Below are 12,215 nucleotides of genomic sequence, written 5' to 3'. Positions count from 1 at the left end.
AGGCACGCCGACGATTCAAGTCGACACAGCGAACCTCGGCGGTCAAACGGTGACGGCGACCGTCGAGATCGGCGGACTCGACGCCAGTTGCACCAACACGGCGAGCTGCTCGACGCCAGTGGTCCAGCGCGCTGAATCGGTGAAGTTCGATGAGTACGGCAACATCGCCTTCAACGATGAAAAGGCCAGACTCGATAACTTCGCCATTCAGTTGCAGAACCAGCCCGGCGCGCAAGGCTACATCATCGCTTACGGCGGTCGTCGTGGACGTGCGGGCGAAGCGCTGCGTCGTGCAGAGCGAGCCAAGGATTACCTCGTCAACACTCGCGGCATCGAAGCTGGCCGCATCGTCACGGTGGACGGCGGTTACCGCGAGACGCTGACGGTGGAACTCTGGATCGTGCCGCAAGGTGCCGAGCCGCCGACGCCGACGCCGACTGTCGATGCCAGCGAAGTGCAGACGGTACCGGAGCGTCGCGCTCCGCGTCGTCGGCCTCGTCGTCGCTAGCAGCGATGGCCGAGTCGTAGAAAGCTGCGGCAATTTGCGAGCGGGTGGCGCTTGACTTAGCGCTGCCCGCTCCCTCTCTTTGTAACTCTGCCCCCGCGAAAAAGCCCAAAGGATCGGTTCCGCGCCCCGGAACTGAAAAGAAGGGGCTTCCCTCTGTACAACCGAAGTGTCGGCGAAAGCCGTTTTGTCGAAAAAGCGCTTGCTCGCGCGAGCGGCCTTCGGCATAAAATGGAGCGTGCGGGTTTCGGTTGATAAAGCGACTCGTTACACACGCTCGTTTTACGTGAAGCGCGCGTTTATGTTGCGGCGGATCAAATAACTTTCTCGGCGAAACAATGGGCAGCCGCATTCTTTTCTCGCGTCCAATTTTTGCTTTTTGCTGCGCGGATTCTTGCGAAGAGCCGATGCTCTCACGAAAGCGATGTGCAACCGCATGGATGAGCCAGATCATCCCACAACGAGCCGCGCTCTCCGGCTAGATGAGAAGTCGTTTTTGGCAAAGATTCGAGGGCTAATGCCCGACCCTAACGCTTGGCTCTGAGGACGTTTTTCAGTAACGAGAAGAGATCAAAATGGTATTCGAGGAGATGGAAATGATTCGACAACCCCGACGTCGCTGCTTTCGGTTAGCGCGTGTGAGGATGCGCTCTTCAATTTATGCGTTCGCGTTGACACTGCTTGCCACCACATTGTTTCCGAGCATAAAGGCGCAAGCTGAATTGCGCGGTGAGGCGCGCTCGACGGCGCTGATCGATTGGCGCGCGACCGGGCCGATGGGCGGTGACGTTCGCTCGCTCGTCATTGATCCGAAAGATGCGCGCAGAATCTATTTCGGAACGCTCGACGGTCAAATCTATTTCTCCGCCAATGGCGGGCAGAGCTGGTCGCGCCTGCCTGGTTTTAATCGTCCGGGGCTATACGTTGACCATATCATCATCGATCCGCGCGATTCGCAGATCATTTACGTCGGCGCTCATCGGCACAAGGAACCGGGCGGATTCTTCAAGTCTGTTGACGGCGGGCGAACGTGGCGCGAGGCCAAGGAGTTGAAGACAGAAGCGGTCCACTCGCTCGCTCAATCGTTGACCAAGCCCGATGTGCTCGTCGCTGGAACGAACAACGGCGTCTATCGGTCGGACGATGCTGGCGAGACGTGGATTAAACTCCCGACCACGGGGATGACCAACACCAACATCGAATCGCTCGCCATTGATCCGCGCAACGACAAGGTGATCTATGCCGGATCGTGGCACTTGCCGTTCAAGACGACCGATGGCGGGCAGACGTGGCGCAAAATCAACAAGGGGATGATTGACGATTCAGACGTTTTCGCCATCGAGATCGATGGCCGCAATCCGGATCACATCATCGCTTCGGCCTGCAGCGGAATCTACGAGTCGAAAGACGCAGGCGAAACGTGGCGCAAGGTTCAGGGCATCCCATCCAGTTCGCGCCGCACGCGCGACATCATGCAGCACCCATCGCGTCCCGAGATCGTCTTTGCGGGAACCACCGAGGGTCTATGGCGTTCAACGCGCGGGGGCGCGGATGGCTCTTGGACGTTGATGACTTCGAAACAACTCGAGATCAATGCCATCGCCGTGCATCCGGATAACCCCGATGTCGTCTATATCGGCACGAACAATTACGGCGTGATGGTTTCGCGCGATGGCGGACGCAGCTTCGCGATGAGTAACGACGGTTTCAGCGGGCGGTTGATCTACGCCGTGGTGGCCGATCGCGAACGTCCGGGACGTATTTACGCTTCGACCATTAACACCACCACTGGCGGCGGCTTTTTCTTCGTCAGCGACGATGGCGGCATGACGTGGCAACCGGCTATGCGCAACATGCCGAAACAGTTGATCGCCTACGCTATCTTGCAAGACCAGCGCGATCCGAACGTCATCTATTTGGGAACCAATATGGGGCTTTATCGCTCGTTGGACCGTGGTTTGTCTTGGTCCGCCGTCACGCCGCTGAGGCAACCGGCGCGCAAGCGCGCACCGCGCGCGACTGCTGATGAGACGGTGCGCCGCGTGCAGGAAGCGCTGAAAGCCGCTGGCTACGAGGTCGGCGCGCCGGATGGGCGCATGGGGCCGCAAACTGCGGCGGCGATTCGCCAATTCCAGTCCGATAAAGGGTTGCCGCAAACCGGCAAACTCGATTCGCGCACGCTCGCTGCGCTTGCTTTAAAGGCCGATTCTTCGACGCCAGTCTTCTTGACCGAAGAGACAATCAACGCGCTTGCCCCGACGCACGATGAGCGCGACGGACGTCCGGGCATCTTCGCCGCGACCAATAGCGGCCTGTATCGCACCTACGATCCAACGCAAGGTTGGCAGCGAGTGCCTTTGGGCAATGGGTTCGACGCGCGTGTTTTGGCCGTTTCGTCTCATCCGCAGAACCCGAAGACCATCTGGGTTGGAACATCTTCTTCGGGCGTTCTCGTGTCGCGAGATGGTGGCGAGACGTGGCAGCGAGTCGAAGCCATTCCGACCATCGCTCCCGTCAACGCTATTGTACAAGATCCGCAGCGCTCGGCTTACGTTTACGTTGGCACCGCGCACACCTTCTACCTGTCGCGCGATGGCGGCGAGACTTGGTTGCGTCGCGGCGGAAACCTTCCCATCGGGAGTTTCACGAGCATTTTGATCAATCCGAACAACACGGATGAGATCTTCACCGGAAGCGCCTTCGAGATGGGCGGTGGCGTCTTCCGTTCAACGGATGCCGGAATGACTTGGGAACGAGTCGATCCGGACCTACCGAGCCGCCGCGTGTGGGCGCTCGCCTTCGATCAGCGCAGCGCCAACAAGCTGCTGGTCGGCTCGCACTCCGGCGGCATCTATGTGGCGCAAAGAGGCACCGCGTTGACGGCTGCTTCCGATGAACAGCGCTGAGGCTGGCAAACGCCTTCGCAGGCGCTGAGATCTGTGGGGAAGGAGAGGAGCTGCCTTCCATCGTCGGCTCCTCTCGCTCTTTCCGGTTTTCATCCCACCTCTGGCTCATCTTCAGAGCCGCGTTGTGCGACGCTCTCGCGATCTTCTTGTGAGTTGGATTCCGTCTCGACGTATAATGCAAGCAGATGATGAAAAGAGGTTCGGCCGCAATCGCCTTGCGGTGAGATTTCGGCCACGAATGGACTGATGTCGTTCAACCGTTCGTTCGAGCGAAAGGGATTGGCGGCACGATATGTGCTCGCAGTCACAAGCGTCGTTGTGGCAATCGGAGCGCTCGTGCTTTTGAGGACGAAGATCAATCCGACCACGGTTGCGCTGGCCATGACGCTGGTCATCCTGTTCATTGCCGCTTTTGTCGGGAGTGGACCGGCTTTTCTCGGATCGATGATCGCCGTGCTCGGTTTCAATTACTTCTTCCTTCCGCCCATCGGGACGCTTACCATCGCTGATCCGCAGAACTGGGTCGCGCTGTTCGCCTTTTTGGTCGTCGCGCTGACTGCAGGACAACTCTCGTCGCTTGCGCGCCAACGTGCCGAAGAAGCCGAGGTAAGGCGGCGTGAGATCGAAAGGCTTTACAGCGAGTTGAAGGAAGCGTTTGAGCAGGCCAGCCATGCCGAAGCGCTGCGGCGCAGCGAAAAGTTGAAGTCGGCTTTGCTCGATGCCGTCACTCACGATATACGAACGCCGCTTACTTCGATCAAAGCGTCGGTGACAACGTTGCTTGAAAACGGCGTCGGAAGTGCGTGTCTCGACGAACAGACGCGGCGCGAGATGCTTCTCGTGATCGACGAAGAGTGTGATCGGCTCAATAGTTACACCGAAAAGATGTTGAAGATGGCGCGCATCGAAGCTGGCGAGCTGCGTCTTCATCTTCGTTGGGAAGCGCCCGAGGAGCTGATCGAAGCTGCGCTCAAACGCGCTGAAACTGCGGTCGCAAAACGCCAAATCGATCTCGTCATCGATGGTGAACTGCCGGTGGTGTCGGTCGATTCGCATGCCATCTCGGAGGTCGTCTTCCTTCTGATCGATAACGCGGTGAAGTACTCGCCGCCCGATAAACCGATCAGAATCAAAGGGCGCCACGTCGAAGATCAGTGGATCGAAATCGCCGTCGAAGACGAAGGGCCGAGCATCCCTGTGGAATTGCGCGAGCGCGTCTTCGATCGTTTTTTCCGAATCAGCGAGAGCGGAACGAGCAGAAAGGGAAGTGGAATGGGTCTCGCCATCGCGCGCGGCATCATCGAAGCTCATGGGGGGCGGATCTGGATCGAAGATGGCAACAGCGGCTTGGGAACGCGCGTCGTCTTCCGTTTGCCGATCGGCGATGACGAAGAGGCCGCTGTTGCTGGTCAGACCTGAGGAACGAGGATGGGGAAAAAGGTCGCTGCGACTGTTGGTAAGTCGCGCCTGAGTTCAGTCGGAGAGGGCGAACCGTTCTTCCTCCTTTAGCCATCCGGATGCGTAAACAGCGGACCGTTTGCGGTGCGCGGCGTAGCGCGGGTTGGTTGAGCGAAAAGGATCGTCTTCCGCAATGAAACAAATGGCTTCCGAAAAAGCGGCTCGTATCCTCATCGTCGATGACGAGCCGCAAATCGTGCGCGTCCTGCGCGCAAGTCTCGGCGCACAAGGTTACGATGTGAAAACGGCTTTGGATGGGCAAGCGGCGCTCAAGCTCTTCGAGGATTGGCGTCCCGATCTAGTGGTCGTCGATCTCGTCATGCCGGGAATCGACGGGTTGGAGGTTTGTCGTCGCCTTCGTCTCGTCTCGCAAGTGCCGATCATCGTCCTGTCGGTCAAGGGCGAAGAGAGGACGAAAGTGGAAGCACTCGATATGGGCGCGGACGATTATGTGACGAAACCTTTCGGGATCGCCGAGTTGTTGGCGCGCATACGCGCGGCGCTTCGTCGGTCGAACGTCGCTTTCCCCGAAAGGAACGAAACGCTCGAGGTCGGCGATTTTCGGATCGATCTCGGTACGCGAAGCGTCAAGGTGCGCGACGAAACGGTGCGTTTGACGCCCAAGGAGTTCGATCTTTTGCTCTACTTTGTCCAGAACGCAGGACGCGTGCTGACGCATCGCAAGCTGCTCGGGGCGATTTGGGGCGGAGAATATACCGAGCAGAAGGAATATTTGCGCGTCTTCGTCGGCAACTTGCGCCGAAAGGTCGAACCCGATCCTGACCGTCCGCGTTACATCTTGACCGAGCCGTGGGTTGGCTATCGCTTCAACCCACAGGGCGACTGAGCCAATTCAGATCACAGGGCGTCGTCAGGGGGCGAAATCGTTCGCCTGATGTCAACACATGGTTTCTCTCAACTCTTCGGTGCGCGTTCACCTTCGCTTTGATTGCGAACCTCTTCGCTCGTTCACTCCGTGCGCATCGCTTCGATGATGGTCGCGGCGATCTCGCGCTCTTTCGATCGGTTTCGAACAAGAGGTTTTCTCATTTCGATTCGATGCGGCAGGGAGGTGGCCGCGCGCTGCCGATCTACACTCTCGTCTTCGCAACTCGACCTAATGGCTAACCCGATTCGCTGACGCCTAACTTGCTGACATCGCCAGCTTCGAAGGGATAGAGCAAAGCTCTTCTCTTTCGTCTTTGGGTTCAAGAAACCGGCCGCTCCTCCTTTTTTCAGCCGCGACGCTGAGTCTCGTGTGGCCTTTACGAAATCTTTATTGACGCTTTACGCGCCCTTTACGAAAGCAGGTTTAACTTAATCGATCGTGAACGGGCGAACGGCTAGTCAGCCGTTTTAGGAGAGCCCTTGGTAAAGAAGATCTTTTATGGCGAAGAGCTCACCGAACAGAGCACAGCGGCTGCGATTCCTCGGAGCGTCGGTCGGCGTCGCGGGCGTCATGGCAGGCATCTTCGGGTCCGTGCTCACCGCTGTCAGTTGGTTCTGCCATGGAGACGCGCGCTTCTACTTTCGCCTTGGCGGGGCGCTTTTGCTCTTCGCCGTGTTGCCTTTGCTGATCGTCGGCACATATTGCTTTGAGTCGGCAGAAAAGAAGATGAGAGAGGATCGAAAGGAGACGAAATGAAGGAAAGTTCTCGCGTCTTTCGCCCCACAGCGATCGGTTTAGTTCAAGCCTTTCGTCGTTCAGCCTGCGTCGTCCCGCTCTTCCTCGGCCTTCTCGGCTGTTGGAGCGACGGCAAAGCGCAGGCGGTCGCTGCAGCGACGCAAGATGCAGCTCGTTCGGAACAATCGACGAACTCAGGAGACGATTCAACCGACCGCGACGATTCAACCGACCGCGAACGCAGCCTGCTGTTGCGCATCGAGCAGTTGGAACGAAGGCTATCGGAGATCGAACGCAACATGAGCGGTGAAGCTCGTAGCGAACCGCGCCCCGTCGAAGCCCCGCAAACGGACACGGATGGAACCTCTCACACACGGAAAGAGAGAGTATCTTCTGCTGATGCTTCAAACGTCGGGCGGACTTCGTCGAGCGGCTTGCCGGAAGGATTGAAGTTCGATCTGACGGTCGATGGCTACTACGGTTACAATTTCAACCGTCCCATCGGCGGCATCAATCTCTTGCGTGCCTACGATGTTCTTTCCAACAGTTTCAGTCTGAATCAAGCGGCGCTCGTCATCGAACGCGCGCCGAATGTCGAAAAAGGGCGACGTTTCGGAATGCGGGTCGATCTGATGTTCGGACAAGCGACTGAAACGTTGCAGGGCAGTCCGAACAATGAGCCGCGGCCACAGGTCTACCGTCACTTGTGGCAAGCATACGGCACATACATCTTCCCGGTGGGCAAAGGATTGAAGGTCGATTTCGGCAAGTGGGCTAGCTCGCTCAGCTACGAAACCAATTACACCAAGGACAATTTCAATTACTCGCGCTCGTTCTACTCCAACTTCCTGCCTTCTTATCACTTCGGTCTTCGGGCGAACTACGCTCTAACTGAACGGCTCTCGTTGGAATACTGGTTAGTCAACGGCGCACAACAAGCAGAGGATTTCAACGGCTTCAAATCACAAGCCCTCCTCATCGGTTATAAGCCTCATAAACGCATCGCTTCGCAATTCAACTATTACGTCGGGCGGGAACAGCGCGACCGGCGACCCCTTCTCAATCCGGGGTTCCCAGCGGTGCCGACGCAGCCGGGATTGAGTTTGGACGTCATTCGACCCGTCCCAGATGGACGTTTGCACATCTTCGATACCTATCACGCTTTCAACGTGACGGACAAACTGACGCTCGCGCTCGAGGCCGATTACGTCATCGGGCGCGTCTTTCGGCATAGCCCCCCAGCGACGGTGTGGGGCGGAGTCGGTTATCTGCGTTATCAGCTCACGCCGAAATCGGCTGTTGCCGGGCGCTTCGAGTATTTAGCGGAAAGAGTCGCTGCCGACGGCAGCCTTTTCTCTGGGGCTTCGCAAGCGCTCAAGGAGTACACGCTGACGTTTGATCGCCAATTAGCCGACGGGCTTCTCGGTCGCGCCGAATACCGGCGCGATTTCTCTAATCGCGCTTTCTTCTTCACCGAACGCCCTGGCTTGTTGAAGAAGGAGCAGAACACGCTCACGCTAGGACTCACTTGGTGGTTGAGCATTAGGTGATGGAAGCGGCGCGCCCATGGAGCGGTGTGATTTCGTGAAGATGGAGGATGCAAAATGGCGGATTCGGTCTTTGTGGCGGTGACGTTGATCTTTTTTGTTTTCGCTGGCATATATGTGCGCTGGTGCGAAAGCTTGCGCGATGGAGAATGAAATCATCATGAGCGCGGAAGACATCGTCGGATTACTAGTTTCATTGGGGTTACTCGTCTATCTGCTTCGTGCGCTTCTTCGTCCGGAGAAGTTATGAGTGGTTGTCGGACCTTCGTGGTGAGGTGAAACATGACGCTCGACGGCTGGTTGCAAATCGCGATCTTTTTCGCCTTCTTGCTGCTCGTCACCAAACCGCTCGGCGCGTACATGGCGCGCGTTTACCAAGGCGAGCGGACGTGGCTCGATCCAGTTCTGCGGCCGCTTGAACGCTTGATCTACCGCGTAACTGGCGTTGACGAACGACGCGAAATGCGCTGGACCGAGTACGCTTGGAGCGTGCTGCTTTTCAGCGCCGTGTCCATGCTTGTTCTCTACCTACTTCAGCGCGTTCAGGGTATCTTGCCCTTTAACCCTCAAGGGTTCGGCGCCGTCGCACCCGATTTGGCGTTCAACACGGCGGCGAGCTTTACAACGAACACGAACTGGCAGGCTTACAGCGGCGAATCGACCATGAGCTATTTGACGCAGATGGCTGGGCTTGCCTACCACAATTTCGCTTCGGCTGCTGTCGGTATGGCTGTGGCCGTCGCCTTCGTGCGCGGCATCGCGCGGCGCGAGTCCCATACCATTGGAAATTTCTGGGTGGATTTCACGCGCAGCGTCCTTTGGATTCTCCTGCCGATCAGTTTCGTGCTCGCGCTCGCGCTCGTCTCGCAGGGGGTGATTCAGAACCTCCGCGCGTATGAGGTTGCCGCGCTCATAGACCCGCCGGTAGGCGAAAGCGGCGAGCGAATGATCACGCAAACGATTCCGCAAGGGCCAGCCGCCTCGCAAATCGCCATCAAGATGCTCGGCACCAACGGCGGCGGATTCTTCAATGCCAATTCCGCCCATCTGTTCGAGAACCCGACTCCGCTTTCGAACTTTCTGGAGATGCTGGCGATCCTCGCCATCCCCGCCGGTCTCACCTACACGTTAGGGCGTATGACCGGCTCGCAACGGCATGGTTGGGCCGTTTTCGCGGCGATGAGCCTGCTCTTCTTCGTTGGCGTCATGGTCGCGTACTGGGCCGAAGCGCGCGGCAATCCGATCATCGCCTCGCTCGGCGTGGACCAGCGTGCGAGCGAGGCGCAGCCGGGCGGCAACATGGAAGGCAAAGAGGTGCGTTTTGGCATCGCCTCTTCGACCCTTTTTGCCACCGTCACCACAGATGTGTCTTGCGGTGGGGTCAACTCAATGCACGACTCTTTCACGCCGCTCGGCGGGCTTGTGCCGCTTGTGAACATGCAACTTGGCGAGGTCATCTTCGGCGGTGCCGGGGCAGGTCTTTCTGGCGTGCTGGTGATGGTCATTCTTTCGGTTTTCATTGCCGGATTGATGGTCGGGCGCACGCCGGAGTATCTGGGCAAGAAGATCGAATCATATGATGTGAAGATGGCAATGCTTTACGTCATCATCTTCCCGCTCGTTATCCTCGCGTTAACGGCCGTTTCCGCGCGCACTTCGTTTGGTTTGAACTCGCTCGCTAACAACGGTCCACACGGTTTATCGGAGATGCTTTATGCTTTTACTTCGGGAACGGCGAACAACGGCTCGGCCTTCGCCGGGTTGAACGCCAACACTCTTTGGTATATATAACACGAGCATTGGAATGGCGATGCTGCTCGGACGGTTTTTCATGATCGTTCCGGCGCTGGCGATCGCGGGAAATCTCGCGCGCAAAAAGAGCGTACCGCCGTCGCTTGGGACGTTTCCCGTGACCACGCCAACGTTCGTCGCGCTCCTCGTCAGCGTCATTCTGATCGTCGGCGCGCTGACCTTTTTCCCGGTCCTTAGCCTTGGACCGATCGTGGAACATCTTCTCATGTACGCGGGGCAGACGTTTTGAGGGCTGAAAAATGAGCAAAGAGAAGATCAGCACGTGGGAGGCGAGGATTGTGCGTCGCGCGCTGATTGAGGCTTTCAAAAAGCTCAATCCGCGAGTGATGATCAAAAATCCCGTGATGTTCGTCGTCGAAGTCGGCAGCGCGGTTCTCACCGTGGGCCTATTGCGCGATCTATTGGCCGCTGCGCCCGTTCATCTGGCTTTCGAATTTCAAATCGTGCTCTGGCTTTGGTTCACCGTGCTTTTTGCGAACTTCGCCGAAGCGATGGCTGAAGGGCGCGGCAAGGCGCAAGCCGACAGTTTGCGCCGGGCACGAACCAGCATCAGGGCACGGCGCTTGCGCGAGGACGGGAGCATCGAAGAGGTTGCCGGCCCGCAGTTGCGCCGTGGCGATGTGGTCATCGTCTCGGCAGGTGAGTTCATCCCGGCCGACGGCGAAGTCATTGAAGGCATCGCGTCGGTCGATGAATCCGCGATCACGGGCGAATCGGCCCCCGTCATCCGCGAAGCTGGCGGCGACCGTTCGGCGGTAACCGGTGGCACGCGTGTGCTTTCGGACCAGATCAAAGTGCGCGTCACGAGCGATCCTGGAGGGACTTTCCTCGATCGCATGATCGCGCTCGTCGAAGGCGCTGAGCGTCAAAAGACTCCGAACGAAATCGCGCTCAACACCCTGCTCGCCGGATTGACGATCATCTTCCTGCTCGCCGTCGCCACCTTGCAACCGTTCGCCATCTATTCGGGCGCGCCGCAATCGCTCTTCGTGCTGGTCTCGTTGCTCGTCTGTTTGATTCCGACGACGATCGGCGGATTGCTTTCGGCGATCGGCATTGCCGGGATGGATCGATTGCTACAGCGCAACGTCGTCGCCATGTCCGGGCGCGCGGTGGAAGCGGCTGGCGATGTCGATACGATGCTGCTCGATAAGACCGGGACCATCACGCTCGGCAATCGGCAGGCGACAGAGTTCATCCCGTTCGATGGAGTGAGCGAACCAGAGTTGGCCGAAGCGGCACAACTCGCTTCGCTCGCTGATGAGACTCCCGAAGGAAGATCCATCGTCGTTTTGGCGAAAGAGCGTTACGGATTGCGCGGGCGAGAACTAAAAGGAGCGGCGTTCATCCCCTTTACGGCGCAAACGCGCATGTCGGGCGTTGACTGGAACGGTCGTGAAATCCGAAAAGGCGCTCCCGATGCGATTGCGGATTATGTGAGTCGGAATGGAGGTGAGGTGCCCCCAAAGATGCGGGAGGTGGTCGAGCGAATCGCGCGCGAGGGGGGCACGCCGCTCGTCGTCGCCGAGCGCGGGCGCTTGCTCGGTGCGATCTATTTGAAGGACATCATCAAAGCTGGAATACGCGAGCGGTTCAATCAACTGCGTCAAATGGGCATCAAGACCGTGATGATCACGGGCGACAACCCATTGACGGCGGCGACCATTGCGCGCGAAGCGGGCGTAGATGATTTTCTCGCCGAAGCCAAACCCGAAGATAAGCTTCAACTGATCAGAAGAGAACAGGCCGAAGGAAGATTGGTTGCGATGATCGGCGATGGGACGAACGATGCACCAGCTTTGGCGCAGGCTGATGTCGGCGTGGCGATGAACACGGGAACGCAGGCGGCGAAAGAAGCCGGCAACATGATCGACTTGGATTCCAACCCGACGAAGTTGATCGAAGTCGTCGAGGTCGGCAAACAACTGTTGATGACGCGCGGGGTGCTGACGACCTTTTCCATCGCCAACGACGTGGCGAAGTATTTCGCCATCATCCCGGCGATGTTCGTTTCGACTCTTCCCGTACTCGATGCGCTCAACATCATGCGTTTGCATAGTCCTGAATCAGCCGTTCTATCGGCGGTGATCTTCAACGCTTTGATCATCATCGCGCTCATACCGCTGGCGCTTCGCGGCGTTCGTTATCGTCCGATGCCGGCGACGGCGATGCTGCGACGCAATTTTCTCATCTACGGCATCGGCGGATTGATCGCGCCATTTATCGGCATCAAGTTAATCGATCTTGTGATCGTAGCGTTGAATCTCACTTGAGGCAGAGAAGATGATGAAGAAAGACTTGATGACGGCGATTTCGATGACGATCGTGACGACGGTGCTTTTGGGCTTGATCTATCCGCTGGC

The 12,215-nt window shown here is 57.9% G+C and carries 8 protein-coding genes and 1 pseudogene; all 9 read left to right on the top strand.

Going from position 1 to position 12,215, the window contains the following annotated elements:
• Positions 1–508 (top strand): OmpA family protein (locus C4334_RS13555; RefSeq protein WP_352432626.1); only part of this gene is annotated, 508 nt, incomplete at its 5' end.
• Between the two features lie 641 nt (positions 509–1,149).
• Positions 1,150–3,411 (top strand): YCF48-related protein, encoded by a 2,262-nt coding sequence (locus tag C4334_RS13550; RefSeq protein ID WP_352432625.1) that lies wholly within the window; start codon positions 1,150–1,152, stop codon positions 3,409–3,411.
• A 246-nt stretch (positions 3,412–3,657) separates the two neighbouring features.
• Positions 3,658–4,830, top strand: a complete 1,173-nt coding sequence (locus C4334_RS13545; protein WP_352432624.1) for a sensor histidine kinase — start codon at positions 3,658–3,660, stop codon at positions 4,828–4,830.
• A 172-nt stretch (positions 4,831–5,002) separates the two neighbouring features.
• Positions 5,003–5,716, top strand: coding sequence for a response regulator transcription factor (locus C4334_RS13540; protein WP_352432623.1), 714 nt, complete (start codon positions 5,003–5,005; stop codon positions 5,714–5,716).
• Between the two features lie 540 nt (positions 5,717–6,256).
• Complete coding sequence (locus C4334_RS13535) at positions 6,257–6,514, top strand: hypothetical protein (RefSeq protein ID WP_352432622.1); 258 nt, start codon at positions 6,257–6,259, stop codon at positions 6,512–6,514.
• Positions 6,511–8,043: a porin gene (locus C4334_RS13530; RefSeq protein ID WP_352432621.1), complete on the top strand. Its 1,533-nt coding sequence runs from the start codon at positions 6,511–6,513 to the stop codon at positions 8,041–8,043. The genes C4334_RS13535 and C4334_RS13530 overlap by 4 nt, the downstream gene beginning before the upstream one ends.
• A 139-nt stretch (positions 8,044–8,182) precedes the next feature.
• Positions 8,183–8,290 (top strand): K(+)-transporting ATPase subunit F, encoded by a 108-nt coding sequence (gene kdpF / locus C4334_RS13525; protein WP_352432620.1) that lies wholly within the window; start codon positions 8,183–8,185, stop codon positions 8,288–8,290.
• A gap of 32 nt (positions 8,291–8,322) precedes the next feature.
• Positions 8,323–10,081 (top strand): annotated as a pseudogene (gene kdpA / locus C4334_RS13520) (potassium-transporting ATPase subunit KdpA).
• Positions 10,082–10,091: 10 nt separating this feature from the next.
• Complete coding sequence (gene kdpB, locus C4334_RS13515; protein ID WP_352432619.1) at positions 10,092–12,125, top strand: potassium-transporting ATPase subunit KdpB; 2,034 nt, start codon at positions 10,092–10,094, stop codon at positions 12,123–12,125.
• Positions 12,126–12,215: the final 90 nt, after the last annotated feature.

The sequence above is a fragment of the Pyrinomonas sp. genome (assembly GCF_040289685.1).
Lineage (GTDB): Bacteria > Acidobacteriota > Blastocatellia > Pyrinomonadales > Pyrinomonadaceae > Pyrinomonas.
The sequence above is the reverse complement of the archived record's forward strand: the minus strand, read 5'-3'. Positions and strand labels throughout refer to the sequence as shown.

What these genes read in the sequence shown, in the direction of transcription:
- kdpB (WP_352432619.1), top strand. Translation starts at nt 10,092, where the DNA reads ATGAGCAAAGAGAAGATCAGCACGTGGGAGGCGAGGATTGTGCGTCGC.
- C4334_RS13535 (WP_352432622.1), top strand. Translation starts at nt 6,257, where the DNA reads ATGGCGAAGAGCTCACCGAACAGAGCACAGCGGCTGCGATTCCTCGGA.
- kdpF (WP_352432620.1), top strand. Translation starts at nt 8,183, where the DNA reads ATGGAGAATGAAATCATCATGAGCGCGGAAGACATCGTCGGATTACTA.
- C4334_RS13550 (WP_352432625.1), top strand. Translation starts at nt 1,150, where the DNA reads ATGCGCTCTTCAATTTATGCGTTCGCGTTGACACTGCTTGCCACCACA.
- C4334_RS13530 (WP_352432621.1), top strand. Translation starts at nt 6,511, where the DNA reads ATGAAGGAAAGTTCTCGCGTCTTTCGCCCCACAGCGATCGGTTTAGTT.
- C4334_RS13545 (WP_352432624.1), top strand. Translation starts at nt 3,658, where the DNA reads ATGTCGTTCAACCGTTCGTTCGAGCGAAAGGGATTGGCGGCACGATAT.
- C4334_RS13540 (WP_352432623.1), top strand. Translation starts at nt 5,003, where the DNA reads ATGAAACAAATGGCTTCCGAAAAAGCGGCTCGTATCCTCATCGTCGAT.